Origin of the sequence: Sporosarcina sp. FSL W7-1349 (assembly GCF_038003045.1) — a bacterium.
Taxonomy (GTDB): domain Bacteria; phylum Bacillota; class Bacilli; order Bacillales_A; family Planococcaceae; genus Sporosarcina.
This window is the reverse complement of sequence record NZ_JBBOOK010000002.1, coordinates 842,112-868,799: the sequence shown is the minus strand read 5'-3', so window position 1 is coordinate 868,799 and position 26,688 is coordinate 842,112. Positions and strand designations below refer to the sequence as shown.

Here is a 26,688-nt window from a genome sequence, read left to right as displayed (position 1 = left end):
AGTTCCACAGTGACAGCAAAAAGACACCGGCCATCCGTAGGGCCGGTGTCTCTGTTTACCATGCTTAATCCACATAATAATTCCTCAACCCGATCTGGATATCCTTCACATCCGAATTATGCAGGAAGAACAAGGTTCTATGGAGTTTCCCATTGTCGCTTATCATCGTAATCGTATTGTTTTGAATCTCATACGTCCCTTGCTCCTCTTTACCGGTTTGGCTGGCATGGGTTGAAATATCACCGGTTACCGTCAGACTGCCAAGGCTCAAGCCGGACAGTTCGAAGGTGCCATCCGTGCGCAAGGTCAATGTGTATCTCCATGAATTGGCGGCCGGCGTAATGCCGATCAAGCCGGAGTATCCCAAATACGTGTAGGTGTCATTCAAATTCATGTCGCTCGAGACGGGTTCCACATGATCCAATGAAATTTCATTTATGACAAGCGAGCCTTTCTCCGACTTCTCGATAGGCAATGATTCTCCGGTGCTCAGCTTGAGCTGACCGTTGCTGATCGAGTACGTCAGGCACTCCTCCTTTTTACAATCAATCGTCTCCGGCCCTCCATTTGCTGGCAGGCCGATGAATACCTTTTTCTTCGGCAGGAACGTATAGAAATCCCAACACATGCCGCCGCATTCATATCCGCCCATATCACTTCTAAATCCCGCATACATCCCGTCCAGTTTCTTCAGATCGACAGGGGGTTTCGGCTTCTTTTCTATTTGAGGCTCTACGCTTTCCGTAGACTGTGAATCCTTCTGTTTCGCAGCAGCATCTTCCAAATATTCATGGATCGCTTCATCCAAGTCAGCCCTGCTAATATTGTTTTCATTCATGAATTTTCTAGTAATAATGGAGACTTCGGAAGTATAGGGATCCCAGTAAACAGCGGCTCCCGTGGCATCCTGCACCAAATGCAGCGGCACTTGCAGCGTTCCATCTATTTCCTCGGCTGCCGCTTGAAGGGGGAACCTCAGTTCATTCACTTCCGCCTCGTTTTCTCCAATAAATAATGTGATTGTCTTCTCACTATCTTGTAACGTAAGCAATTGTTCCTCCGGATCCCAGCCGATATTCATTCCCAATGATTTGAAAACCGGCTGGACCGGTACGTACGGGAGCTCATTCATCAACATGGCAGGGGTTGGGGTTTTCAACTCTTTCGTATCAAGGAAGATCTTTTGGATGGAAACAGTCGTCTCAATAGGAGTAGCAGTCAAATCTGTTGTAGGATCGGCGGAATGGGAAGAACTCTCGGACTGCTCGGCAGGCCCGGGCGGATCCGTAGCAACTTTCGACTCTTGCGAACAAGCTCCCAAAGCCAAAATTGCGGCAAGCCACATCATTTTAAAGAAAGGTCGGGCAGACATTCTACATCCTCCTTACATACAGGTCGCCGTAATTTTTGAAGCTTTGCTCTTTAGGAATGTCGCTCAAACCCCAAGTACCGCGCGCCTTTGAAACGCAACATCCCCAACATATCCTTCTCCAGTCTGCTATAGTCCGCTTGAGGCACCCTCAATTCCATCTCGTCGCTACTTTCGACTTTAAAGGTAACATAATACATCGTCGCATACGGCCTTGCGCTGTCCTTGCGACTCCGCTCTTTCACTTGCTTGCCGACGACCCAGGCAGGAACAGCAAGCTCCGGGGAGTTCTTCGTAAGCCGCCATTGCTGGATGAACCTTACCCCACGGAAGATGAACTTAATAATGAAGACCGCAAAAAATATAGCAATGAACAGTGGAAAATATGTAAACATCGCTTGGTGAAAACTGACGAAATCCATTGCAACCCCTCCCTTCACTGTAAAGTATATGAAACCGCAGTGAAAAGCTGCATAAAGAATCCTGTGTAAGACCTCCATTACAATCCGGTTTCTAGGAGTCATTGTGGAATATCTTCCATTCAATTAAAATAGACCTATGACAGAGTTTTAGACTTAGGAAAATGGTAGATGACAGGTAGAATATGTATAAATCTTTTTAGCTATATAGAATGAACAAAAATTTGGACTTGGCCACTCCCGTTGCTTGTGCTCATTTCTTTAGTTTATTTTATATAATAATAAAACAACTTGGAAATAAGGGGGGAACTAATGAGTGAATAATGATTATGAATCAGCCCTGCGCAATTCATTTTTCCACAAAGGCTTCCTTGTCTATAATGGAGATCTCATTAGGACTGACTATTCATACCATGATGGAGTCATCACAGTTCAAGAGGCAGGTATACAGCCCATTGCATTGGAGTCCATACTGGAAGTAAAAGTAGAGGAATTTGACACGGGCTTATACAACTTTCACTTACTTGGGATTTTCTACATCAATAATCAAATGGTAAATGAATTGGAAATTCGTCAGTATAATCGTCATAATAATACGGTGTTGTGGAAGTTATTAAAAAATAAAATCGTTGAGGAATGCCAATGTAAATTGGTTATCGCAACTGAAGAAAAAAGTATCGACTTAATAGTTGACGTAAAAAAGACTGAGGATAAAATCACAATAAAAGATACCGTTTATAAGAGAAACATAGTTATTTTTCATAAAGACGATGAGATATACCTATCTAACAATGTTATCGTGACGTCTGATGAGAAACAATTATATTATTTACTATTTAGCGAGAATGAAGTCCCGTTTGATTTATCTACCTACAATATAGTAAAAGACCGTTATTTCTACGAATGCTGTGGAGTGAGCGGTTCCTTAAATGACTTGAAATTGAATGAAGACAAAATCAGTTTAATGGTGTTTGATGAGGAACTCTGGATCTTCCTAGACTATGGAGACATCCTTAGTCTCAACTTGGCGCAGCTAGCGGTATGCTTACAACGGGATGATGGAAGTACAGTTATTCAATTTACAAACCAACATAATATGAAATCGTATTTTACTTTTACAAAGCTCCTTGAAGAATTGGAGACGAAAATAGAAAAGGCTTGGAACGATCGGGAGGATAGTGGAAATCAAAAAAATATAGTCATTGATGAAACCGGAGATCCGTACCTCATTGAGTACAGGGACGAAGAGTGGTGTTTTTATCAATCCAATGAATATGGTTTTGTCATTTCTGCTGTCAATATAATGGGAATTAAAATTGTGGAGCATAGAAGTTCTGAGGAGATTTTAATTGCCATCCGTGATTCCTCTTCTGTCGAAAATGAACATAGATTGTACGTTCGTGAAAGTGTCTTGGCTGATTTAATCGGGATCACTTATATGGTGAAAAAATTCCCTTTAGTAAAGGAAGCATCCGTAACAGACTTATATACAAGTTGGTGCAGGCAAATCAATGATTATTTAATCTATAATTTGTTTGGACAACTGGCCTTATTACATAAAGGCATTAAAAAAATAATGGAAAACGAATCAGTAAACGATAAAAACCACCAGATCTTAAATTTTATGTACCATGCAATAAAAGAGCAAAGAAAATTGTTGGATATCATTTCGATCGAATTTCCGAAGGCCTTGTCGAGAGAAGAAGAAATTTTTTTGCAAACTAAACAGGTGGAGAAGTATGAGTGGATGCAGACGCAGTTGCTGACGTTATCCAGTCAGATTCAACGTCATCTAACGGAAATTGAGCAATCGCTAAACGCTTTGAGCTTTGCGATCATTCCCCGAAAAACGATGAACTCAGTACAGAAGGATAAATCAAATAAAAGTTATTGGACAGCCGGTATTTTAGCCGGTCTAGGAATCGTGACGGGGGGTATCAGTCTCGTTGCGGTGGGCGGCGTGTTGGGGTTAAATACGCATTTATCAAATCAAAGTAATATAAAAAGAAACCAAATTATCGAGGAAAACGACAATAGCAAAATAGATTTTTATATTACGAAGGCATTGGATTCCTTTGAACATCTCATGCAAAATATGTTACCTTATTATATTTACCAAGCGAGCAACATCTATTATTCCACCTCCCGTCACCATGGAAAATTTCTACTGAAGGACAGTTCTTTGGAGGAAGACGATATTAAGAAAAAGGCCATGTTTAATAGGTTGATTGAATTGTATATTACCAAGTCGATGCCGTTGGAGGAGGGCAGCTTAGTAAACAGGGCGGATGTCATAGAGGAGCTAATGAAATCCAGGGATAGCAATGCCGCAATACTGATAGGATACTGAGGGAGGCTATAGGTATGTTGAACAAAAATCCGTTTAGACCTGATGGATGGACGCAAACTGATCCTTTTCTGGATATGAATCAAAATAATATCCCGGATACCCATGATTTATTTGTTGATCTTGATCGGAATGGGATTCAAGACGACCATCAAGTGACACTCGATCTTGATAAAAATAATATAGATGATCGAAATGACCCTTTTTTTGACTTGAATCAAAATGGCATACCAGACCATCTGGAATTAAGCCTAGACATGGATAACGATGGCATCCCGGATGAGCATGATATTTTTGTTGATTTAGACGGAAATGGCATTACCGATGGAATCGTATAATTGAGGAGCCTGTGCGCCGGACTTTCATGCTTGTTTAAATATCGTGTTTATTGAAAAACAAACATGTTAGCTCTGAGCACAGGCACCTATTTTTAAATTGGTCTGACCGTGATTTCGTTGACATTCACATAAGCTGGCTGAGTCACTGCATAAACGACTGCCCGGGCGATGTCAGCCGCCTCCAGCTTTTTCCGATCGTCGTCGAACGGACTGTTTGAACTCAACGGGGTTTCCACCATGCCGGGTGAAATGTTGGTGACACGTACGCCAGTTTTGGCCAGCTCTTTTTCCAGTCCCATGGAGATGGCGCGTATAGCAAATTTCGTTGCACAGTATACGGTCAGCCGCTCCGTGACCTCAAATCCCGATTCGGAACCGATATTGACGATATGGCCGCTTCCCCGCTCCACCATCTCAGGTAAAACAGAATGAACGCCGTACAGGACGCCTTTAATATTAATATCAATCATCTGCTCCCAGTCAGCGACCACACCTTGCAATACTCGGCTCGACCCCATGCTCCCGGCGTTGTTTACATAGATATCTACGCTGCCGAATGCTTGTTTTGCTCGCTCGGCTAGGGAGTCCACGTCCTGTTGCTTGGCCATGTCTGCTGGGACACAGAGTATTCTTCCATCCTTATCTAACTCTGTTGCTATCTGTTTAAGCTTTTCTTCATTTCTCGCAGCTAGCACTACATTCGCACCGTGTCCGGCAAGCTCTTTTGCAATCGCCGTTCCGATTCCACTACTGGCACCGGTCACGATGGCTGTCCTACCTTTCAATTGGTCCGTCATTGTCATTTCCCCCTTAATCCAGAAAATATTACGCTTAAAAAGAATTTATTGGTGTTTAGGATGATGCGTCTATACAAACATTGCCAAGGAAATTCTTTTGTTGCTCACTGTAACGCAAAACTTCTTGCACTTCAAACGTTCTACGTTAGTCCTTTGCATAGGCGTCGGTTTACTAAGATTCCCCCCTGATTGTTCAATGCGTAAAAATCTTTACTTCCACTTTAGAATATTCTAATTTTTATTGATAAAAAGAAAATAATGGGTTATACTTAAGCAACTCAAATGATTGAGCGCTCGCTCGGTGTAGGGAGAGGAGTCTATTTACTAGACTTTTAAGGAGGAAGAAAGATGGAAAAACTTGTTGTAGAAAAAGCGATTCAAGATATTTATCCAGATGATTTCGCTTGGTGCTATGGGTGTGGCCGACTGAATGAAGAGGGCCACCACCTTCGAACTGGTTGGGAAGGAGACAAGACAGTCACCTACTTTACGCCGGATTCAAAATACTCGGGAGGGATTCCAGGATTCATCTATGGTGGCTTAATCGCTTCTTTAATTGATTGCCATGGATCAGGATCTGCTGCGCTTGCGCTGCACCGTAAAAACGGGAATGAAATTGGCGACGGGTCCGTACCACCCCGATTTGTCACGACTACGCTCAATGTAGAATACCTGAAACCGACTCCTCAAGAGGTTCCATTAAAAGCCGTGGGGACTGTCGAGGAAATCCACCCGAAGAGATGGAAAGTCGAGACCGAAATGTACGCCGAAGATACTCTTTGCGCCCGGGGTACAGTAGAGCTTGTCATCATGCCTAGCACTTTTCAAAAAAAGGATGATTAATCTCATCTACAAAACAAGTTAACCGGATGAAGGTTAACTTGTTTTTTTGTGGTTTATTTATATTCGCTCACTATTACACTTTCAGGTTATATAGTAGAATGAACCTCTATTTTTCTCTCAATAAAATCTTCCCTCACAATATACATTCTTTCTTTTTACTATTGTTTGCTAAACAAATCACGATACGTGAGGCGTTCTAGTAGGCGGTGATAAATGTCCTCGTCCACCTAATATCCAATACACTGAGAATCCATTAATTTCAGCCTATATAATTGACCCTATTTAGGATACCGATGTTCGCATAATAAAGTAGTGAAACAGGCAATGTCTCTTCTGGAAGAGATGAATGTTCAGCATAGTTTTAATTCAATAGGCCATGCAGAAAAAGTATTTAGTAATACAGAGCAACATAATGTGCGCCTGGATACAGTTTGGTGAGATAAAGCAAATGAAAGATGTAAAAGAAATTTTTGCGTAGGGTTATAAGGGTTATCTCCCCTATAAGTTTTGCGAGTCTATAGGGGGGATTTCACTTAAACAAGGCAAGAACGCCCCCTACGTACCACTTTCGATGTGCAGGGTTGTTCTATATAGAATACAAGTGTTTTTCTAGAATTATTTTTCATTCTACTATTGCCCTTAGCTTGGAAGTTTGTAAAAGAGAGAAAAAATATTGTATATGTGGTTGACAAATCTGAATTTGCTGATAATAATTATAAGACCGTTACTTACAACATAGTTTTGCATATGAAACAAAATGTAAGCGGTTAATATTATTGGTGGGAGGTAGAAGCTGGACACAATCCTACGTATTTTAATATACAAAAAGAGGGGGATAAGATGAAAAGGTTAATGTTAGGCATGTTAATGAGTCTATTTGCAGTTGGAATGATAGGTTGTAGTTCTGCAAGTGAAGCGGGTTCTTCTAGCGGCAGTAAAGAAGATGGTCCGGTGAAAATTAGAATTGGAATTGGTTATGCAACAGAGGAACCTCTTTGGCTGATGAGTGCGGCGCCTGAACTTACAAAATATAATGGGGATAAATATGAGCTGGAATTTCAGCAGTTTAGAGCAAATGCGGACCGACTTAATGCGTATCGCGCAGGCCAACTTGAAGGGGGATCCCTTGGTCAAGGGGCTCTAATTATGGCAGCTGATCAAGGCGTAGATTTGAAGGTTGTGGCAAGTATAGCAAAAGACACTCCGAATAAAGGGTTCAACTTTCCCTTCATGGCGAAAAAAGGATCAGGTTTAGAGTCAGCAAAAGATTTAAAAGGAAAAACGATAGGAATACCCGATTTCAAGTCCCCAACCGACATGTGGGCACGTACTGCTCTTAGAAATGCTGGGTTAGATCCGGATAAAGACGTGAAATTCTCTGTTTTGCCAACTCCAGCTGTTGAGGAGTCCATAAAAAGCGGAAAAATTGATGCTGGTCTAGTACCACAGCCGTTTTATGCTGAATTGGAGCCGAAAGGTGAACTTCAAACTGTCTTCACTTCCAAAGATGGAGTTCCTGTCGATGAGGACTTTTTGTCTCTTTTCTTTAATCCTAAGTTTATTAGTGAAAATGAAGAGGCATTCCAAGCCTTTATTGAAGATTATCAAGCTACTATGAAATATTATTTGGAAAATGAAAAAGAGGCACGCCAAAAATTGCTGGATAAAGAATTCGTGTTGGCGGACCAAGAGATCTACCTGAATATGCTTGACAGTAACCGTTCCGAGGACCTTTCTTTAAATCGGGAGAGCTGGGAAGAGGTGCAGCAAATCATGCTTGAAGAGAAATGGATTGAAAATAAAGTGGACTTGGATAAGCTCTTGGACGAATCGTATTTAAAGTAATTTCTGTGTTAGCGTTGCAGTCATGGTTTGCAGGTGCCTTGCTGACATGAAGTAGTGTGCAAGGCGCCTGTATATTTGAGCGGGGGTGCAAATATGAAAAACAGCAAAGTGGTGGCAAGAAGTTTTCCAACAGAGGTCAATAAGGAAACTGCTATTAAAATCGAAGGTCTCCGTAAAGTTTTTGCGAAGAAAAATGAAGAAGTTGAAGCGATTAAAGGGATTGACCTCGACATAAAAGAAGGTGATTTCGTCAGCATCGTAGGTCCAAGCGGTTGTGGGAAAAGTACTTTTTTGCATATAGTAGGCGGTTTTATTGATAAAACTTCAGGTAAAGTGATTGTTAGAAAGAAAGAAGTTGATAAACCAGGGCCAGATCGGGGGATGATGTTTCAGGAGTCGGCTTTATTCCCCTGGAAGAAAGTATACGGGAACGTTGCATGGGGATTGGAGGTCCAGGGTTATTCTAAAAAAGAAATAAAAGATCGTGTGGAGCACTATTTGTCTTTGGTAGGATTATGGGATTTCCGTAACCATCTTCCCTCGGAGCTTTCAGGGGGGATGAGACAAAGGGTTTCTTTGGCAAAAGTACTTGCATTTAATCCGGATGTACTTTTGATGGACGAGCCATTCGGTGCTTTGGACGCGCAAACTAGGGAAAAAATGCAGGCAGAACTTCAGAGAATCTGGTCGGAGTCGAGAAAAAGTGTTCTCTTTGTAACACATGATATTGAGGAGGCTGTTTTTTTAAGTGATTACGTAGTAGTCCTAACGAAGCGACCGTCTATAGTAAAAGAAATTATTCAGATACAACTCCCGCGACCGCGCGGAATTGAGATAAGAAAGTCTTATGAATTCGTAGATTACCGAAATCATATTTGGGATTTACTCCATGCTGAAGAAAATGTCAAGAGTATAGGGGGAGGGGGCATCTCATATGCAAGGTAATATGAATGCTGTCAGGTTCACTGTTTATGCAATAATTGAGCTGGTGTTATTCATATTGCTTTGGCACTTTCTATCAAAAATGAGTACGTTTCCGACATATCTTTCTAGCCCGTCAGCAGTTTTAGGTAACATCTGGGAAATGTTCTCCACAAAAGAAATATTTCCTCATATAGAAATTAGTCTATACCGCACACTTGTAAGTTTTCTTTTGGTTGTCATTATTGGAACCGGATTAGGAATATTGGCTGGATATTTTAAACCGATTGGTAGGTTTTTCGATCCGCTTATTTCATTTTTTAATCCGGTTCCCAAAATAGCTCTGCTACCGGTTTTTTTAGTATGGTTTGGGGTTACTGACACAACAAGGATCCTTATAATTTTTACATCCGCCTTTTTCCCTTGCTTCATTGCCACAATTGATGGAGTACGAAGTATTGATAAATTGCACTTTTGGTCGGCTAAAAATATGGGAGCTAGTCAATTACAAGTTCTCAGACGGGTTATTTTACCGGCTGCTCTGCCAAAAATCTTTGACGGCTGGAGAGTGGCGCTTGCCTTATGTTTTGTTATGATGTTTTCTTCTGAAATGATCGGAACATCTTCAGGACTAGGATTAGGATTTTTGATCTTGAATGCGGATGCCTATGGACGTACTGATATTGTCCTTGCGGCAATATTTGTTATCGCCGCCTTAGGCTTTATTTTTGATCGCCTGTTAATTGGCATACGTTCACGTGCTCTTTGGTGGAATAGACAGGAGGAGGGTAAGCAGTGAGCAAAGTTTGGCAAGGAATTAGTAAATACCAGTCACTCATTCTTATTGCGGTGCTTTGGCAAATCGTGGCTATGACTCATCTTTTTCCGGAACAGTTATTCCCCGATTTAAAAATCATTTTTACATCCTTAATTGAGTTATTCGTCTCTTCCAACTTATGGACTAACATTTCTGTTACATTATACAGAATTTTAGGCGGTTTTTTCCTAGCGGCTTTAATAGGTGTGCCTATTGGAATATTTATGAGTCGTTCCACAGTGTTTGACAATATAATGCAACCGATTTTCACTGCTGGGTATCCAATTCCCCGAGTTGCTATCTACCCAATTATAGTCTTGCTTTTTGGATTAGGCTCGGCTTCTAAAATATTTATCATCTTTTTGGAATGTATATTTCCAATTGTAGTTAACACTTATTATGGCGCTAAAAGGGTAGATCGTTTACATATTTGGAGTGGAAAAAATATGGGGGCAAATGATCGACAACTGTTTTGGAAAGTTTTTATACCAGGAACAATGCCTGCTATATTTACAGGCTTTAGAATTGCCCTTCCCATAGCAGTTGTCATAGCGGTGTTAACGGAAATGATTAGTTCAAGCAATGGAATCGGCTACTTGCTTACGTATTTATCAGCCTCATTATCACAAAGTAAAGTATTGGCTGCTGTTATTATAGTTTCTACTTTAGGATACCTATTAGATCGTTTGTTGTTGTTTATTAGGAAAAAGTTTGTTTACTGGTGAGATGTAGACAAACAAATGATTCTTTGCCCAAGATAAAAAATTCAAAATTAGTGAGGTTTTAAGAATGCCAACGGTTCAACTGAAAGATTTTACGATACATTATAAAAAAGAAGGGAACGGACATCCTCTTATTATTTTACATGGCTTGGGAAATAACTCCCAGTCATGGAAAAGTCAACTTGAATTATTAAGTCATAAATTTACCGTTATTGCTTGGGATGCACCGGGCTATGGCGAGAGTTCTGACCCGAAGGAAGAGTTTAAACATTTCTCACAGTTTGCGGACGTGCTTAAAGAATTTGTCGATAAGCTAGGCTACAAATCTATTTATCTTTTGGGACATTCTATGGGTTCAGCAATTGCCATTGATTTTACAAGCCGATATCCTGAAACGGTAAATAAGCTAATTATTGCCGATCCCACAAGGGGGGCAGCGGGCTTGTCAGAGGAAGAGAATCAAAAAAAACTGCAAAATCGCCTCGATTCGATAAACAATCTGAATCCGACAGAACTGGCGAGACAGCGGGCAAGAAACCTACTTTCATCCAATGCCTCGCCAGAAGTAATAAAAGAGGCCGAACGGATAATGTCCCAAGTGAGACCGTCGGGATACCGCTCTGTAACTTATTCGCTATCTAATTTGAATAATATGGATTTGCTGCCGACAATATCTGTTCCAACACTTGTTATATGTGGAGAAGAGGACAAAGTAACGCCTGTTAGCGAATCAGAAGTGTTTCATCAATCCATTCAGGGATCAAGGCTCGAAATCATTCCAAACGCAGGCCATTTATGTTATCAGGAAGATCCGGATACATTTAATGAAAAGGTTATTAACTTTTTAGGAGAATAACAAGTAGTGTATTACAGAAACTGGTAGAGGATTTAATGTCTCTGCCAGTTTTTTGTATTATTTCAAGACAGAATAATGTTGTGCCATCTTAGTTTTGACTTTATGATTAGGTAAGACGCTGAAAATGTTATAAGGAGATGCATTATTAATGAGTGAAGTAGAGACAGAGAAATATACCGTGAATTCCCTAGTTAGAGGACTAGAAATATTAAAGCTTTTCAATGAAGAAACCCCTACTTTATCTTTACTGGAAATCTCAAAAAGTCTAGGGGTCAGCAGGACTGTGCCCTACCGTTTTCTCCATACACTACAAAGTATGGGGTATCTCGATCAGGATGAAAGCACTAAGCGGTATAGCTTGACCCCAAAAGTACTAGAATTAGGATTTGCCTATTTGAACAGCTTGAAATTGCCAGAAATTGCACAACCATATATTGAAAAGCTGAGAGACGAGCTGGATACGTCTTGCCATTTATCCATCTTAGATGGCCCAGAAGTCGTTTATATAGGCACTGCTCCGGTAAGGCATGTTTCAGTTGTTAATGTGAATATAGGAACGAGGCTGCCGGCACAATCGCTTGCAAATGGAAGAGTGCTGCTAGCATTTCAACCGAGGGAAAGATTGATAGAAAAGTTTGCAGCGAACCAGGAAATAAATAGTTCTTCTTTTCAAAAGGAACTTGAAAAAATTAGAAAACAAGGTTATGCAATAACAGAAGGAGATTTTCTACCAGGTGTTCGTTCAGCTGCCGCTCCTATTTTTGATCATACAGGAAGCGTGAAGGCGGCGCTAAACGTGGTAGCAACGGAGGCTTTGTTACCGGAGAAACTCCTTATAGAAGAGGCTTTGCCGAAAGTACTTGAAGTATCGGCAAAATTATCCGAGTACTTAGGGTATAAGAAATAACTAGAAAAATCTTACGTGTCTGCTGACAAGTAAGATTTTTTTTATTAAAGACTATTGACAATATATTTTGAAACTATTAAGATTTTTCATATGTAAAACAGTGTTTCGGTTATGAAGAACTCTATAACTACATGTCAGAACAGTTAAAATAGTTATAAAAGAGAAATAATCGGAAATTGATTTTTGGAAAGGGGAGAAACATATGATTCAAAATAACAAACGGTGGCTGTATGTGGCTTTGCCTATTTTCTTTTTCTGGTTTTTTGGTCAAATTGATAAGATGGGTATTTCTATCATTCAGACAGACCAAGAATTTTTAAATGCTTTGGGGTTAACAGGTGATGATCGGAGCGCAAAAATAGGATTGATCACATTTGTTTTTACTATTTCGTATGCGCTTTCAAATCTATTCTGGGGCGTTATTATCGATAAGCTGGGTGCTCGGCAAACGGCTATTCTGGGGTTAGCGGTCTGGACTGTGACAATGATTATGGCGGGATTATCGACTACATATGAAATGTTCTTGATTAGTAGAATTATTCTCGGGTTGGGGGAAGGGATGATGATCCCTGTTTCGGGAAAATTCATTTCAAACTGGTTTAACCGACGAGAATTAGGAAAGGCTCAAGCTTCCTGGATTACGGGGAATTACTTGGGGCCTGCTCTGGGGGCATTGATTCTTGTTTTTATCATCTCAACTCTGCATTGGCAGGCGGCGTTTTTCATTCTTGCTGGTTTTAACTTGTTTATTAATATTCCGATGTTCCTATTCTTAACAAGAAATACTCCTGAAGAACATCCAAGGGTAGGTAAAGATGAGCTGGAATACATTCGAATGACAGATTTCCAAGATGAGGCACCGACTCGAAGCTTTACACATGATTTCCGTTATTGGGTTGTTTGGTTTGGAATGTTGGTTGCCTCATTTTTATTTTTTGGTATTAGCATATGGTTACCAACTTATTTGTCCGAGGGACGCGGTTTTGCTCAAGAAGGCATGAAAAACATAACCTCGATATCATGGTTGTTTGCTCTCGTTTTTGTTTTAATTTCCGGCTATTTATCTGATAAGACGAGAAGACCAAGTTTAATGGCTACTGTTTTGTTTGGAATCACAGCATTATTTCTCGCTTATGCTATTATGGCCCCGAATGCAATCATTGCTGGCCTTTGTATGGGACTGGCTATGGGAGCGCAAGGCGGGGTTTTCCATCTAAGTAATCTATTTATCGTTAAGTTTTCAACACCTGAAACTGCTGGACGGGCTGCAGGTCTTATGGGCTTCACAAATATAATGGGAGGCTTTTCAAGTTATATTATGGGCTGGTTGCGTGATGCGTCTGGAGGGAGTTTCAGTTCTTCCATTATTATGCTGATCGTGGCCTCAATTCTCGGTTTACTCGCTTATCTTTTTACTCTTAAAAAAGAAGCAGCAGATTGCCGGGTCTACAATCAAACGGCTGAACGAATTGGCTAAGAAACCTATACGCATAGACGCTATTTTTAGCGTCTATGTTTTTTTTGTTAAATTTGCTATTTTTCATATCGATAAAGTTACCATTAAATTATATGTAAACATTCTAAAAATTTAATCTTGACAGCGTTATCATTATTTATTAACATAGAGTTGTAAATGAAACATTGTTTTGTATATGAAACAACATTAGGAAACAAAAGGGAGGAAATTTAGATGGCAAATGAAAAATTTTCAGTTGAAGAGTTTGAAAAAAAGCATGTGGCAAGACTTAAGGATCGGACGTTGGATTGGAACGTTTTGAAGTTTCAAGAAGAAATTGATCCAAAGTATAAGCGTGCACAAATGCGTTACATTGGACGGGGTGCGACAGCCAATGCAGATGCAAACGTAATTGCTGCGGAACATTTTACATTAAGCACAATGGTTTTACCTCCAGGATGCGTAGGACCTTTGCATTTGCATGATGATGTAGAAGAAGTTTTCTTCATTTTAAAAGGTAACGTCACGGCGATGATTAAGGAAGTCGACAATGACGAAGTATATGAAATCAAACTGAGCGAAAGAGATTGCATCAGCAGCCCTCCTGGCGTGCATCGCGGAATCCGCAATGACAGTGATGAAGAAGCGATGATGCTTGTCATGCTGGGTGCAAGCAAGCCGAATCTTCCGACTTATCCGGAAGGCAGCGAGCTTGAAGAGCTCCGCAAGCAGCGTGCGGCTGAACGTGAAGCAATCATAAACAAAGGCTAAGTTTTAACCACATATATTGCATGCGACCTTCTAGTTTTCAAGAGAGATAATTTAAAGATGATGGGAGGTTAAACCAAATGCTTGGAATTACTCATTTGCGCCATATCAGCTTGATCACTCCAAATTTTGATGAGCAAGTCGCTTTTTACAGTAATGTTTGGGGACTGGATCGAGTGGAGACTTCGGAAGAGGATACGGCGTACTTTCGGGGGGCTGGTCCCGAGCATCATATCTTAAGTCTTCATAAAGGAGATAAAACGGGACTGCATCATTTCGCTTTTGGAATGGTGGATAAAAATGCTGTTGACCGAGCAGCCGAAATTCTCCAATCCAAAAATGTAAGATTGGTTGACCCGCCAGGCTATCTGGAAGAAGCGGGCGGAGGATACGGACTTAGATTCCTAGATCCTGAAAACCGGTTGATCGAATTGTCTGCTTGGGTGGAAGTGCAAACATCCATCTGGAGTAAAAAGAACGTCGATCCCGTTAAACTAAATCACATTGTCATGAACACAACAGATTTAGATGGGATAGTGGAATTTTATACAGATGTGCTGGGCTTCAAAATTACAGACTGGAGCGAGCACCAGATGTCTTTCCTCCGCTGCAACAAAAAGCATCATTCCATAGCCTTCAACCAAGCGCCTCATACCTCTGTGAACCACATTGCGTACGAACTCGACTCGGTAAACGAAGTGATGAGAGGGATTGCGAACGTCCGGGAAGCTGGCCTGAAAGAACTCTGGGGTCCGGGGAGACATGGGCCGGGAGATAACATCTTCTGTTATTTCCAAGATCCAGGCGGATTCGTTATGGAGTATACATGCTACTTAGAGACGATTGAAGATGAATCCGAATGGAGAGCGAGAGTATGGAAACGTGTTCCCCACTTGATGGATCAATGGGGCATCGCTGGACCACCATCGCCGGAAGCAAGGAAAGCGATGGGCGGAGAACCTGACTTGGGCTGGGCTGTCGTAGACAGTATTCATCCATCCATTTAGTATTAATTAAATTATTCAGTGAATTGAACAAGCAAGAAGCGAATGGAGACATTGCTTCTTGCTTGTTCTGCACTAACTATTAAGAAGTGCTTGAAAGGAGTAGAGGAAATGGATCTGGGGCTTATGGGAAAAGTGGCCGTTATAATGGGAGGCACTTCAGGCGTGGGGTTAAAGACAGCGGAAACATTCTTGCAGGAAGGTGCTAAAGTGGCCATCTGTGGACGTAGCGAAGAGCGAATGGAGAAGGCTGTTCAGCATTTGCTGGCATACGGAGACAAGGAAAATATATTCGCTGAACAATGTGATGTCACGTCGAAGGAAGATGTTGATTCTTTTATAAATGGAACGGCTGAAGCATTTGGCGGAATCGATATCCTTGTAAATGCAGCCGGTCAAAGTGTGATGGGCTACTTCTTTGATATTACAGATGAGCAATGGCAAGAGCAAATTCAATTGAAGTATTTTGCCATTATCTATGCGGTGCGGGCTGTTCATCCTCATTTAGTGAAAAGAGGAGGAGGCAGGATTATTAATATCAATGCTACGCTCGCAAAAGAACCGGAAAGACATATGGTTGCTACAGCGGCTACACGTGCGGGTCTCTTAAATTTAAGCAAAACATTATCACAGGAACTTGCTGGAGATAACATACTGGTGAACTCTGTCAGCTTAGGACTGATTCGAACTGATCAGTGGGAGCGCAGACGATTAAAAAATGCGCCTGATATGGATCCGGAAGAATATTATGCTGAATTGGCGAAAAAGCGGAACATCCCGCTTGGCAGAGTAGGTGAAGCGGAAGAAGTGGCTGACGTGATTGTTTTCTTGGCTTCAGAAAAAGCAAGCTACGTTGCAGGTTCAGTAATTGAAACGGCAGGAGCGCTTGGAAAGGCACTTTAAAAATAATGGATTGAGAGTTGAATCTATAATGGAAACTAACTTGAATTTTACAGTTGCGGATGCGGTGGTAAAAGAGCTAGTGCGGGCAGGGGTCGAAGTTGCATTTGGTATCGTGAGTATACATAATATGCCCATTTATGACGCAATCTTGAGGGAAGGTACCATACAGTTAATCTGTTCAAGAGGAGAAAGCGGAGCGGTAAACATGGCTGACGGCTATGCTCGGGCTACCGGAAAATTAGGTGTCGTAATAACGAGTACCGGCACAGGTGCTGGAAATGCAGCGGGTTCGTTGGTCGAGGCATGGGCTGCTGGCGTGCCGCTTCTTCACTTGACGGGAGAAGTGGCATCTCCTTACCTGGGAACGGGAAGAGGATACATCCATGAATGTAAAGATCAATTATCGATGATGAGTGGAGCGTGTAAAAATGCAGTTCGATTGCGGCAGCCGGATCAGGCGTCTTCTTTAATGAAGAAATCCATTCAAGAAGCTCTTACTGCGCCTGCCGGACCGGTGTCCGTTGAAATACCAATCGACTTTCAATCTGCCATTGTTGATGATGTAACCATTGAAGAATTGAAGAGTGAATATGCAAGCCTTTCTAATCTAGTTATTCCGGAAAAGGCTGCTAAGTTAATTGCCGAAGCAAAAAGGCCGGTAATCTGGGCAGGCGGCGGCGTGAATTCTGCAAAGGCATCGAAAGAGCTGCAAAAACTAGCTGAACAAATTGGAGCCGCTGTCATTACGAGCCAATCCGGAAAAGGAAGCATTCCGGAAAATCATCCGCAGTGCATTGGTCATTTTGCGGCGTATGAAGCTACAAAAGAGTTTTTGAAAAATGCAGATTTGCTCATTAGTGTAGGGATTCGGTTCAGAGGAAATGAAACATCCAACTGGAAAGTACCTGTCCCTGAAAAACATATCGCAATCGATGCGGATTGGATGGCTATCAATCGAAACTATCAAGTGAATGTCGGTTTAGTTGGAGATGCAAAAGCTATTTTGGGCAGCTTGAGCGAAACGGTGGAACAGCAGTCGATCACACCGGATGCTTCCTATTTGGAGGAAGTGCTGGAGTTAAGAAACAAAGTCCGGGCCGAACTAAGAGCAACGCTTGGTCCTTATGAGAAAATTTTGGATGGCATGTCGGAAGTATTGCCTCAAGATACGATTCTCGTTCGAGATGTAACAGTACAGGCGAACGTTTGGGGAAGCCGTTTGTACGAAATCTATGAATCGGGTACTTCCATCCATGCTTCCGGGGGCGGAATCGGTCAAGGGCTTCCAACAGCAATCGGAGCTCAAATAGGTTGCAAGAATAAAACCGTTGTTTTAATGGCAGGCGACGGGGGCTTCATGGTCAATGTAGGGGAAATGGTGACGGCGGCTGAAGAAGAACTTCCATTGATCGTTGTTCTATTCGATGATTCCGGGTATGGTGTCCTTCGCAACATTCAAGATGCAGCTTACGGACGCCAGGTGGCTGTAGATCTATTAAGCCCGGATTTCGTAAAATTGGCTGAGTCAATGCACTTTGATGCAGTCCGAATTCAGTCGGCGGATGAGTTTGCAACCGAATTACAGAAGGCGGTAGAGAATCGTAAACCTTCCATGATTGTTGTGGATATGGATAAAGTTGGGCCGATGGCGAAACCATTTGGAGGACCTCCAGGAGCAGCAGAGGCGTTCAAACCAAAGAGAATTTAACAGGAGGTAAAAAAATGATTGCTACTTACCCTGAAACATCAGGAAAATGTCTTATTAATGGCGAATGGCGGAGCGTAGATAAAAAAGCAAATGTTATCAATCCAGCCCATACGGATGAAGTGGTCGGGGAAGTTGCCTTATGTTCTAACGAATTAGTTAATGAGGCAATTGAGTCCGCAACACAAGCGTTTAAAAAATGGTCTCGTTCCGATATAAATGATCGTTCAATCCGTATGAAAAAAGCAGCGGATGAGCTTGCCCAAATTGTGGAAGAGAGTGTATCCCTGTACGTCAGGGAAAACGGGAAGGCGTTAGTCGAAGCGAAGAAAGATCTGCTTAGATGTGTGGATGTCATGAGAGGCTCAGCCGAGGAGTTGCTCGAGTGGTGGAAACCCGAAGAGTATACCGATGGGCAGAAAGTGCAAATCAGAAGACGACCAAGAGGAGTGGCAGCGGTTATTACGCCTTGGAACTCACCGATGATTTTGACTTTTAAAAGGGTCGTTCCAGCCATTCTTGCCGGAAATCCAGTCGTAGTGAAACCGGCTACAAACTGCCCATTAACTATCATGAAATTTCTCAAAGTGGTAGCGGCGTATTTTCCAGAAGGGGTCATCAATGTCGTGACAGGGTCTGGCAGGGAAATCGGAGACCAACTTTGTACCGACTCCCGTGTAAGAACGATCGCTTTCGTAGGCGGTACTGAAACTGGAAAGGACATCATGAAGAAGTCCTCCGGTTCTCTTCAAAAAGTATTCATGGAATTGGGAGGAAACGACCCGGCCATTGTCCTCGAAGACGCCAACTTGGACAAAGAGACAATTGAACGGTTGAAAGGCGGCATTTTGCGGGCGGCCGGCCAAGTATGCTCCGCCATTAAGCGGATTTATGTCCACGAATCTCGTCATGATGAATTAGTGGGAAAATTGACGAAAGCATTTGAAAGAGTTGTCGTAGGCGACGGCATTCAGCCGGATGTGACAATGGGACCGTTGAATAATGAATCCCAATTCAATTATGTAAATGGACTGCTTGAAAGAATATCCCAAACAGACGCGACTGTTGTGACGGCTGGAATCCAATTGGATCCGGAGACATGGGAGCAAGGATATTATATGCTGCCATCCATTGTAACAGGAGTGCAACAGGACAGCGAAATCGTCCAAGCGGAACAATTCGGCCCGGTCATTCCTATATTGTCGTTCTCCACGATCGACGAAGCTGTGGAAATGGCGAATGATAGCCAGTTCGGTCTGCGGGCTTCCATTTGGACCCTTGATGAGGAAAAGGCAGTGGAGATGGCAGACCGGTTGGAAGCGGGGGCGGTATTCCATAACAATCATACCGTCTTCAAAGACTTAAGACTGGATTTCCCTGGACTGAAAGAGAGTGGAGTGTCGAGAGAGACTAGACACGGCAGCTTGGAGTTATTTGCAGATTCATATGGATTTGCTGACTAGGAAGGATGAAATTGTATGAGGTTAGGTTTAATCGGTTGCGGCAATATTGGGGAATTTCTCTTGCAATCAATCAATATTGGCAATCATCTTCCAGGTGTGAAAATCACATCCGTATTTTCTCGCCGCAGTGAGGTGGCAAGTCGAGTTGCAGAAAAATACAATGCAGCTGCTTATGGAGAGATTGAGGATTTTCTAAAATCTGGTATTGATACAGTCGTTGAAGCGGCTACCATCAAGGCTGTACAAGAGTATGGCGTAAAAGTCTTGGAGAGCGGTTCGGATCTAGTTGTTAGTAGCATCGGCGCAATGGCTGATAATTTGTTTTTGGAGAAAGTTCAAGAAGTCTGCGATAAAAAGAGTGTTGCCGTGTACCTACCATCCGGCGCAGTGGGGGGGCTTGATATTTTAAAATCTGCCAAAGCGGCTGGTGGTTTGGATTCTGTCTCTTTGACTACAAGAAAGCCCCCGACAGCTCTGCCGACGGGAGAAATAGTAGAAGGAGAAAAAGTCTTATTTGAAGGTTCTGCCAGTGATGCAATCAAACAGTTTCCGAGAAACATAAATGTCGCGATTGTACTCTCGCTTGCAGGACTAGGACCGGAAAAAACAAAAGTAAAAATCATCGCGGATCCGGCTGTCGTCCAAAACAGGCATTTGGTAGAGGCGGAAGGATCATTTGGCAACTTCAAGCTTAATATTGAGAATAATCCAATGCCGACCAATCCGAAAACAAGTTTTCTTGCAGCGTTAAGCGTTCTCTCGACACTTCAAAATAAAGGTCAATCCCTACAGATTGGCTAATAAAAGCGGGGAGGAATAGAAAATGATCAAAACCGAAAAGAAGCAGCAGTTATCAAGCGAGATGACAAAAGTGGAATTGACGGATCATATAAAAGAGACGGTCCATCCTGAAAAGGGTGTCGTCCCGGCGTATATTTTGGGCGATGAATCCGTCTATCAACTGGAACATGAAAAAGTATTTCTGAAAACGTGGGTGTTCGTCGGACACGAATCGGAGATCCCGAAAGAGAATGACTTCATGACGCGGGAGCTCTCAGGATATTCCATTATTATCACACGTACCAAAGGCAATAAAATCAACGCTTTTTACAATATGTGTACACACCGAGGCATGAAGCTTTGCCGTGCTGACAAAGGAAATAAAAAGGCATTCCAATGCCCGTATCATGGCTTCAACTTCAAAAACACGGGCGAATGTATCGGGGTTCCGCTCCAAAAAGACATTTACGGTGAAGACTTCGACCGTTCGAAAATGGGCTTGAACGAAGTGCGGATCGAATCATATAAAGGACTATTATTTGCTACATGGAATGATGAAGCAGAGCCGTTGAAAGAATTCTTGGGAGATTTTACATGGTATTTGGATCTTCTCGTTGGCCGTGCAGAAATGGAAGTTGTTGGCGAACCTCAACGTTTTATCGTAAACTCCAACTGGAAAGTCGGGTCGGACAATTTTGTCGGAGATTCTTACCATACAATGGTCACTCATGGATCGATTGCGAAGCTGGGTATGGTCCCTAGCGCGACCTATTCCAAAAAAGGATATCAAGTCCACACAGAGAATGGCCACGGTCTGAACTTGGGAATGCCGAACCCTGTATTCGCCTTCCCCGAGGAATTGAAGGAAGAGTTCAAATCGAATCTTACGGATGATCAATTCGATGTTTTAAGCAATATGAAGAATATGATTGGAAACGTATTCCCGAACCTTTCTTTCCTTATTTCTCATACAGAGATAAAGGGACAACACATCTCGAATACCTCTGTCAGAATGTGGAGACCAATTGGTGTAGATAAAATGGAAGTAACGGCTTGGATGCTTGTTGAAAAGGATGCTCCGCAAGAATGGAAAGACCGTTCAAGAGACGCATTTGTTCTCACATTCAGCCCATCCGGTATCTTCGAACAGGATGATACGGAAGTCTTCACGGATATCACGTTAACGGCATTGGGCACGATGCCGTTTGAAAAGAATTTGACGTATAACTATACGATGGGTCTACAACGAAAGCCTGTAGATTTCGTAGGTCCAGGCGTCGTGTATGATGATAAATTTTCCGAAGCGAGCCAACGGAACTTCTATAAATACTGGCTTGAACTCATGACGAAGTGATGAAATTTTTCAAGGGGGATTGAAATGAATATTGAAAGAATGCTGATCAACGCTGAGTTTGAACAATGGCTGTATCATGAAGCTTCATTGTTAGACAATATTGAGTTTGACGATTGGTTCCATTTGATGCATTCAAGCCTTCGGTACCGCATGCCTGTCAGAGTGAATAAGGAAGGAACTGAAAGGCCGGACTACTCGGAAAGCATGTTCGCTTTCCATGATGATATTGAACTTTTGAAGTTGCGAGTGGATCGTTTGAAGACGGACTACGCATGGGCAGAAATCCCTCCATCTAGAACCCGCCGTTTCGTCAGCAACGTGCGAGTTACTGAGTATGAGAAAGAGAAAAGCGCCAAGGTGAATAGTTATTTGCTCATTTATCGCAGCAGAAGCACTGACATTCACCATGACTTGATTTCCGGTGAACGAATCGATGAGTTTTTGTATGAGGATGGAGAATGGAAATTGGCAAAACGGGATTTCATCGTCGATCAATCCACAATCAATACACGGAATCTTGCCATTTTTGTCTAACTTGCGACTGATAATAATATATGGAGTCCTGCCAGAATGCCGAGACTCCAAGGTTGAAAAGAGGTATCCATGATGGGAACAGGTTTGCGGGAAAAAGTTGTAATCGTTACAGGCGGCACATCAGGAATCGGAGAAGCTGTCACGAGAAGGTTCATCCAAGAAGGAGCACGTGTTAGCGTGATGGGCCGTTCCAAAGACAGACTGGATAAGATGGCAGAAGAATTCGGCAACAATCTGCTGACGATTCAAGGAGATGTTAGCAACTACGAGGATAATCGGAAAATAGTAGAGGCGACGGTTAAGAAATTTGGAAAGCTGGATGTATTTATCGCAAATGCGGGTGTATTCGATGGCTTTGCAAAATTCATGGACGCTGATCCAAAGGCAGTAGAAGAAGCGTATCATTATTTGTTCGACATCAATGTTAAAGGTTCTTTTTTAGGGGCAAAAGCAGCGGTTGATGAATTGTTGAAAACAAAGGGGAACATTATTTTCACCGTGTCGGGGGCAAGTTTTTATCCCGATGGTGGGGGCGTCTGGTATACGGCAAGCAAACACGCCCAAATTGGCCTATTACGTCAGCTTGCCTTTGAATTGGCGCCAGATGTGCGGGTGAATGCAGTTGCTCCGGGCGGCACATTGACAGCATTAACTGTTATTCCACCGCTGCAGCCGTTTGTGAAGATTATTGACAATGAAACAAAAGCAAAAAATATAAAAAAACGCAATCCGCTACAAATTGCCATGTCATCCGAGGACCACGTCGGGGCCTATGTTCTTCTGGCTTCAGACGAAGCCAGAGCGATTACGGGAGAAATTATTTCAAGCGATGGCGGTTTATCGGTTCGCGGGTTGGGCTGATTTTGAAATGTAAGGTGTGTTGATATGAAACCATTGCTTGGAAACGATAAAATCAATCAATTAGCCTTTGTCGTGAAAGATATTGACGCGGCAAACGGAGCCTTTACAGAACTATTGGGAATCAAAAAAAATGAACCTTTTTTGACTGGAGATAGTTCCATTTCCAAAGTGGTCTTTAAAGGGGAACCAACAGAGTCAAGATCGAAATTGGCTTTTCTGAACACACCGACCATCCAATTCGAACTGATCGAACCGGATGAGAATCCTGGTACGATGCGAGAATTCTTGGATATCGTCGGAGAAGGCCTACATCATATCGCTTTTGACGTTAATTCCATCGCTGAATATGCACCGGTCATGCAGCAGAACGGCTACCCTGTTCTGCAGACGGGTGAATTTACTTTCAGCGATGGCCGTTACGCCTATGTGGATACGTTGGAAGATTGCAAGACATTAGTAGAGCTGCTGGAAAGCGCGGACCCGCGTGAGACGGAATGGGAAAGACCTCAAGATTCCAACGTCCAGCCTCTTCTCGGAACTAACAAAGTCGAACAGTTGGCTTTTGTCGTGAGAAATCTCGATGAGGCCGCCGATGCTTATTGCAAATTGCTTGGGGTGGAGAAGCCGGAGGTAATTCATTCGGGTCCAGGCGAATTGACCAACGTAATGTATAAAGGCAAACCGACAGAAGCGAAGTCCAAATATATGTTCATCAACACCCCTATGATTCAAATTGAATTGATCGAACCGGGCGACTCTCCAAGCACTTGGAAAGATTACCTCGATCAGCATGGCGAAGGGGTCCATCATATTTCATTTGTCGTGGAGAATATGGAAGAGAAAATGAAACTGCTTGAAGAAAAGGGCTATCCCGCTATTCAAACAGGGAATTTTTACAACGGCAAAGGGCGGTATGCCTACATGGATACAACGTCGACTTTTAAAATAATCATTGAACTGTTAGAGCGTTTTTGATCAAGAGCAACAATAAATGTTTGACTAATCAAATTCCTCAATGTCGGCAGATGGGAGTATAGGAGTGAAAATTACGATGAAGAAGCAACTAACTTGGAAAGTCGGGGGGCAACAAGGAGAAGGGATTGAAAGCACAGGTGAAATCTTCTCCATTGGTTTGAACCGGCTTGGCTACTATTTATATGGATACCGCCATTTTTCTTCAAGAATCAAAGGAGGCCATACAAATAATAAAATCCGCGTAAGCACTGAGAAGGTGGATGCGGTTTCCGAAACGGTAGATATCCTTGTCGCTTTCGACCAAGAAACAATTGATTTGAACCATCATGAATTGACCGGAGAAGGCATCATTATTGCAGATGCGAAGTTCAATCCTCAAAAACCGGAAACGACAGATGCTCAGTTGTTCTCTGTTCCGCTTACTGAAATAGCTTCCAATTTAGGCACATCATTAATGAAAAATATGGTCGCAATTGGTGCTACTTGCGCAGTCATGAACCTGGAAGTCGACGTATTTACAAGTGTCATCAGAGAGATCTTCGGAAGAAAAAGCGAAGAGATGGTGCAGAAAAACAGGAATGCAATGCAGGAAGGTTTTCAATTTATGAAAGAAAACCTTGGGGGCGCTGCGGGCTTGTCCTTGGCGGAGGCTGACGGTACAGGCAGAATGTTCATGATCGGAAACGACGCGATCGCGATGGGTGCATTGGCTGCAGGTGTACGGCTTATGCCTGCTTATCCGATCACTCCCGCTTCTGACATAATGGAATACCTAATCAAAAAGTTGCCGAAAGTCGGGGGTACTGTTATTCAGACGGAAGATGAAATTGCGGCGGTGACAATGGCGATCGGTGCCAACTATGCGGGTACCCGCTCTTTTACAGCTTCTTCTGGTCCGGGTTTGTCTTTGATGATGGAAGCGATTGGGCTGGCTGGCATGACAGAGACACCGCTTGTCGTTGTTGATACACAACGGGGAGGTCCTTCCACAGGGCTTCCAACAAAGCAGGAGCAGTCTGATTTGATGCAGATGATTTACGGGACACATGGCGAAATCCCGAAAGTAGTCATTGCGCCGAGCACTGCGGAAGAGGCTTTTTATGACACGGTGGAAGCGTTCAACATTGCGGATGAATATCAGTGCCCGGTCATTCTCTTGTCTGATCTGCAGCTTTCGTTGGCGAAGCAGACTGTTACACCATTCGATTTAGACCAAGTTGAAATCCGAAGAGGCAAAGTAGCTGAGGTAGTGGGAGAACCGGAAGACAAGACGGCATATTTCAAGCGCTACGAAGTCACAGAAGATGGAATTTCACCGCGCGCCCTTCCTGGAACAAAGTATGGAATTCATCATGTAACAGGCTTGGAGCACGACGAAGAAGGAAGGCCGAACGAATCTGCAGCGAATCGTCAAAAACAAATGGAAAAGAGAATGCGCAAATTGAATTCGCTGGTGGAAAAATTCCCGACCCCGATTACAGCATATGCGCCTCATGAAGAGCCGGATCTACTTTTGATGGGATTCAATTCTACGCGTGGCGCCATTGAGGAAGCAATCAAGGAGCTGAGTCGGGAAGGAATCAAAGTCAATCATGTGCATATCCGGTTGATCCACCCGTTTCCAACCGATCAAGTCAAATCGTATATCGAATCTGCCAAAAATGTCCTCGTGCTGGAGAACAATGCGACAGGACAGCTGGCTAATTTAATTAAAATGAATGTGGGACATATCAATAAAATTAGCAGTAAATTGAAATTTGATGGAGATCCATTCTGTCCAAAAGATGTGTATACTGCAAGCAAGGAGGTACTGGAACTTGAGTACATCAACATTTAAGGATTTCAGAAACTCTGTAAAACCGAATTGGTGTCCGGGCTGCGGGGACTTTTCCGTGCAGGCGGCTATTCAGCGGGCTTCCGCAAATGTTGGAATTACTCCTGAGGAACTTACCCTCGTATCAGGGATTGGATGCTCCGGCCGCATATCTGGCTATATCCGATCGTATGGGTTTCATGGAATTCATGGACGCGCGCTTCCCATTGCGCAAGGAGTAAAAATGGCGAATCGCGACCTCACAGTCGTTGCTGCTGGTGGAGACGGCGATGGGTTTGCGATTGGGATCGGTCATACGATCCACGCGATGCGACGCAATATGGATATTACGTATATCGTAATGGACAATCAAGTGTATGGATTGACGAAAGGGCAGACGTCCCCGCGTTCGGATAGTGGGTTCATTACAACTACGACACCGGAAGGATCCATTGAAAAGGCCATTTCACCAATGGAGACGGCATTGATCAGCGGTGCAACATTTGTGGCTCAAAGTTTCTCCACGGATATTAAAGAGCTGACCTCCATCATTGAAGCAGGTATCCAGCACAAAGGCTTTTCTATTATCAATGTATACAGTCCTTGTGTAACTTACAACAAAGTGAACACATATGACTGGTTCAAGGAGAACTTGGTGAAATTGAGCGATATTGATGGATATGACCCTACAAATCGCACAATGGCTATGAATGTTCTCATGGAGAATAACAGCTTGGTAACAGGGATTATCTATCAGGAAGAAAGACCTTCTTACCAATGTATGGTGAAAGGGTATGCAGATGCTCCTTTATCCAAATCGGATTTGAACTTGGATCCAGAGCTTTTTCAAGAACTTATCAATGAGTTTATGTAAGTTTTAATGAAGTGCAG

General features: G+C 42.7%; 25 protein-coding genes. 22 read left to right on the top strand and 3 right to left on the bottom strand.

The genetic code is table 11. The features are described from left to right. Positions 1-64: 64 nt before the first annotated feature. Positions 65-1,372, bottom strand: a complete 1,308-nt coding sequence (locus tag MKY41_RS18170) for a stalk domain-containing protein (protein ID WP_340746406.1) — start codon at positions 1,370-1,372, stop codon at positions 65-67. 50 nt (positions 1,373-1,422) lie between these two features. Continuing rightward, complete coding sequence (locus MKY41_RS18165) at positions 1,423-1,791, bottom strand: DUF2500 domain-containing protein (RefSeq protein ID WP_340746405.1); 369 nt, start codon at positions 1,789-1,791, stop codon at positions 1,423-1,425. A 313-nt stretch (positions 1,792-2,104) separates the two neighbouring features. Here MKY41_RS18165 and MKY41_RS18160 point away from each other — a divergent pair, with 313 nt between their 5' ends. Further along, a complete protein-coding gene (locus MKY41_RS18160; protein ID WP_340746404.1) occupies positions 2,105-4,138 on the top strand; it encodes a hypothetical protein in 2,034 nt (677 codons plus the stop codon). A 14-nt stretch (positions 4,139-4,152) separates the two neighbouring features. After that, a complete protein-coding gene (locus MKY41_RS18155) occupies positions 4,153-4,473 on the top strand; it encodes a hypothetical protein (protein WP_340746403.1) in 321 nt (106 codons plus the stop codon). A 92-nt stretch (positions 4,474-4,565) separates the two neighbouring features. Here MKY41_RS18155 and MKY41_RS18150 read toward each other — a convergent pair whose 3' ends face one another. Then, positions 4,566-5,270 (bottom strand): SDR family oxidoreductase, encoded by a 705-nt coding sequence (locus MKY41_RS18150; RefSeq protein WP_340746402.1) that lies wholly within the window; start codon positions 5,268-5,270, stop codon positions 4,566-4,568. A gap of 348 nt (positions 5,271-5,618) precedes the next feature. Here MKY41_RS18150 and MKY41_RS18145 point away from each other — a divergent pair, with 348 nt between their 5' ends. The 20 genes from MKY41_RS18145 (at position 5,619) to MKY41_RS18050 (ending at position 26,671) form a co-directional block, all read left to right on the top strand. Next, entirely contained in the window at positions 5,619-6,113 is a 495-nt protein-coding gene (locus MKY41_RS18145) for a PaaI family thioesterase (protein ID WP_340746401.1), read from the top strand. A gap of 840 nt (positions 6,114-6,953) precedes the next feature. Beyond that, on the top strand, positions 6,954-7,958 hold the full coding sequence (locus tag MKY41_RS18140) for an ABC transporter substrate-binding protein (RefSeq protein WP_340746400.1): 1,005 nt from the start codon (positions 6,954-6,956) through the stop codon (positions 7,956-7,958). Positions 7,959-8,051: 93 nt separating this feature from the next. Next, on the top strand, positions 8,052-8,903 hold the full coding sequence (locus MKY41_RS18135) for an ABC transporter ATP-binding protein (protein WP_340746399.1): 852 nt from the start codon (positions 8,052-8,054) through the stop codon (positions 8,901-8,903). Continuing rightward, positions 8,893-9,678, top strand: a complete 786-nt coding sequence (locus tag MKY41_RS18130; RefSeq protein ID WP_340746398.1) for an ABC transporter permease — start codon at positions 8,893-8,895, stop codon at positions 9,676-9,678. Before MKY41_RS18135 ends, MKY41_RS18130 begins: the two co-directional genes overlap by 11 nt. Then, positions 9,675-10,421: an ABC transporter permease gene (locus MKY41_RS18125; protein ID WP_340746397.1), complete on the top strand. Its 747-nt coding sequence runs from the start codon at positions 9,675-9,677 to the stop codon at positions 10,419-10,421. Before MKY41_RS18130 ends, MKY41_RS18125 begins: the two co-directional genes overlap by 4 nt. A gap of 64 nt (positions 10,422-10,485) precedes the next feature. After that, positions 10,486-11,274: an alpha/beta fold hydrolase gene (locus MKY41_RS18120; protein ID WP_340746396.1), complete on the top strand. Its 789-nt coding sequence runs from the start codon at positions 10,486-10,488 to the stop codon at positions 11,272-11,274. Positions 11,275-11,422: 148 nt separating this feature from the next. Beyond that, the gene (locus MKY41_RS18115; RefSeq protein WP_340746395.1) at positions 11,423-12,181 is read left to right on the top strand and encodes an IclR family transcriptional regulator; all 759 of its coding nucleotides are present in this window, start codon (positions 11,423-11,425) and stop codon (positions 12,179-12,181) included. A 202-nt stretch (positions 12,182-12,383) separates the two neighbouring features. Next, complete coding sequence (locus MKY41_RS18110; protein WP_340746394.1) at positions 12,384-13,658, top strand: MFS transporter; 1,275 nt, start codon at positions 12,384-12,386, stop codon at positions 13,656-13,658. 213 nt (positions 13,659-13,871) lie between these two features. Next, complete coding sequence (locus MKY41_RS18105; RefSeq protein WP_340746393.1) at positions 13,872-14,408, top strand: cupin domain-containing protein; 537 nt, start codon at positions 13,872-13,874, stop codon at positions 14,406-14,408. Between the two features lie 77 nt (positions 14,409-14,485). After that, a complete protein-coding gene (locus MKY41_RS18100; RefSeq protein WP_340746392.1) occupies positions 14,486-15,412 on the top strand; it encodes a VOC family protein in 927 nt (308 codons plus the stop codon). Positions 15,413-15,520: 108 nt separating this feature from the next. Next, on the top strand, positions 15,521-16,312 hold the full coding sequence (locus MKY41_RS18095) for an SDR family oxidoreductase (protein WP_340746391.1): 792 nt from the start codon (positions 15,521-15,523) through the stop codon (positions 16,310-16,312). Positions 16,313-16,340: 28 nt separating this feature from the next. After that, positions 16,341-18,020, top strand: coding sequence for a thiamine pyrophosphate-binding protein (locus tag MKY41_RS18090; RefSeq protein WP_340746390.1), 1,680 nt, complete (start codon positions 16,341-16,343; stop codon positions 18,018-18,020). Between the two features lie 14 nt (positions 18,021-18,034). Continuing rightward, positions 18,035-19,480 (top strand): aldehyde dehydrogenase family protein, encoded by a 1,446-nt coding sequence (locus tag MKY41_RS18085; protein ID WP_340746389.1) that lies wholly within the window; start codon positions 18,035-18,037, stop codon positions 19,478-19,480. 15 nt (positions 19,481-19,495) lie between these two features. Then, the gene (nadX, locus tag MKY41_RS18080; RefSeq protein WP_340746388.1) at positions 19,496-20,281 is read left to right on the top strand and encodes an aspartate dehydrogenase; all 786 of its coding nucleotides are present in this window, start codon (positions 19,496-19,498) and stop codon (positions 20,279-20,281) included. A gap of 22 nt (positions 20,282-20,303) precedes the next feature. Next, positions 20,304-21,614, top strand: coding sequence for an aromatic ring-hydroxylating oxygenase subunit alpha (locus MKY41_RS18075; RefSeq protein WP_340746387.1), 1,311 nt, complete (start codon positions 20,304-20,306; stop codon positions 21,612-21,614). Between the two features lie 24 nt (positions 21,615-21,638). Beyond that, positions 21,639-22,148: an aromatic-ring-hydroxylating dioxygenase subunit beta gene (locus MKY41_RS18070; RefSeq protein ID WP_340746386.1), complete on the top strand. Its 510-nt coding sequence runs from the start codon at positions 21,639-21,641 to the stop codon at positions 22,146-22,148. 72 nt (positions 22,149-22,220) lie between these two features. Next, the gene (locus MKY41_RS18065) at positions 22,221-23,009 is read left to right on the top strand and encodes an SDR family NAD(P)-dependent oxidoreductase (RefSeq protein WP_340746385.1); all 789 of its coding nucleotides are present in this window, start codon (positions 22,221-22,223) and stop codon (positions 23,007-23,009) included. 24 nt (positions 23,010-23,033) lie between these two features. Further along, positions 23,034-23,984 carry a VOC family protein gene (locus MKY41_RS18060; protein ID WP_340746384.1) on the top strand — a complete coding sequence of 317 codons (951 nt, stop codon included), beginning with the start codon at positions 23,034-23,036 and terminating at the stop codon, positions 23,982-23,984. Positions 23,985-24,060: 76 nt separating this feature from the next. Beyond that, a complete protein-coding gene (locus tag MKY41_RS18055) occupies positions 24,061-25,821 on the top strand; it encodes a 2-oxoacid:acceptor oxidoreductase subunit alpha (RefSeq protein WP_340746383.1) in 1,761 nt (586 codons plus the stop codon). After that, positions 25,802-26,671, top strand: a complete 870-nt coding sequence (locus MKY41_RS18050; protein WP_340746382.1) for a 2-oxoacid:ferredoxin oxidoreductase subunit beta — start codon at positions 25,802-25,804, stop codon at positions 26,669-26,671. The genes MKY41_RS18055 and MKY41_RS18050 overlap by 20 nt, the downstream gene beginning before the upstream one ends. The last annotated feature ends 17 nt before the right edge of the window (positions 26,672-26,688 follow it).

Bases quoted from the DNA above. Each gene is read 5' to 3' on its own strand.
- MKY41_RS18170 (WP_340746406.1), bottom strand. From the start codon at position 1,372: ATGTCTGCCCGACCTTTCTTTAAAATGATGTGGCTTGCCGCAATTTTG.
- MKY41_RS18165 (WP_340746405.1), bottom strand. From the start codon at position 1,791: ATGGATTTCGTCAGTTTTCACCAAGCGATGTTTACATATTTTCCACTG.
- MKY41_RS18155 (WP_340746403.1), top strand. From the start codon at position 4,153: ATGTTGAACAAAAATCCGTTTAGACCTGATGGATGGACGCAAACTGAT.
- MKY41_RS18150 (WP_340746402.1), bottom strand. From the start codon at position 5,270: ATGACGGACCAATTGAAAGGTAGGACAGCCATCGTGACCGGTGCCAGT.
- MKY41_RS18145 (WP_340746401.1), top strand. From the start codon at position 5,619: ATGGAAAAACTTGTTGTAGAAAAAGCGATTCAAGATATTTATCCAGAT.
- MKY41_RS18140 (WP_340746400.1), top strand. From the start codon at position 6,954: ATGAAAAGGTTAATGTTAGGCATGTTAATGAGTCTATTTGCAGTTGGA.
- MKY41_RS18135 (WP_340746399.1), top strand. From the start codon at position 8,052: ATGAAAAACAGCAAAGTGGTGGCAAGAAGTTTTCCAACAGAGGTCAAT.
- MKY41_RS18130 (WP_340746398.1), top strand. From the start codon at position 8,893: ATGCAAGGTAATATGAATGCTGTCAGGTTCACTGTTTATGCAATAATT.
- MKY41_RS18120 (WP_340746396.1), top strand. From the start codon at position 10,486: ATGCCAACGGTTCAACTGAAAGATTTTACGATACATTATAAAAAAGAA.
- MKY41_RS18115 (WP_340746395.1), top strand. From the start codon at position 11,423: ATGAGTGAAGTAGAGACAGAGAAATATACCGTGAATTCCCTAGTTAGA.
- MKY41_RS18110 (WP_340746394.1), top strand. From the start codon at position 12,384: ATGATTCAAAATAACAAACGGTGGCTGTATGTGGCTTTGCCTATTTTC.
- MKY41_RS18105 (WP_340746393.1), top strand. From the start codon at position 13,872: ATGGCAAATGAAAAATTTTCAGTTGAAGAGTTTGAAAAAAAGCATGTG.
- MKY41_RS18100 (WP_340746392.1), top strand. From the start codon at position 14,486: ATGCTTGGAATTACTCATTTGCGCCATATCAGCTTGATCACTCCAAAT.
- MKY41_RS18095 (WP_340746391.1), top strand. From the start codon at position 15,521: ATGGATCTGGGGCTTATGGGAAAAGTGGCCGTTATAATGGGAGGCACT.
- MKY41_RS18090 (WP_340746390.1), top strand. From the start codon at position 16,341: ATGGAAACTAACTTGAATTTTACAGTTGCGGATGCGGTGGTAAAAGAG.
- MKY41_RS18085 (WP_340746389.1), top strand. From the start codon at position 18,035: ATGATTGCTACTTACCCTGAAACATCAGGAAAATGTCTTATTAATGGC.
- nadX (WP_340746388.1), top strand. From the start codon at position 19,496: ATGAGGTTAGGTTTAATCGGTTGCGGCAATATTGGGGAATTTCTCTTG.
- MKY41_RS18075 (WP_340746387.1), top strand. From the start codon at position 20,304: ATGATCAAAACCGAAAAGAAGCAGCAGTTATCAAGCGAGATGACAAAA.
- MKY41_RS18070 (WP_340746386.1), top strand. From the start codon at position 21,639: ATGAATATTGAAAGAATGCTGATCAACGCTGAGTTTGAACAATGGCTG.
- MKY41_RS18065 (WP_340746385.1), top strand. From the start codon at position 22,221: ATGGGAACAGGTTTGCGGGAAAAAGTTGTAATCGTTACAGGCGGCACA.
- MKY41_RS18060 (WP_340746384.1), top strand. From the start codon at position 23,034: ATGAAACCATTGCTTGGAAACGATAAAATCAATCAATTAGCCTTTGTC.
- MKY41_RS18055 (WP_340746383.1), top strand. From the start codon at position 24,061: ATGAAGAAGCAACTAACTTGGAAAGTCGGGGGGCAACAAGGAGAAGGG.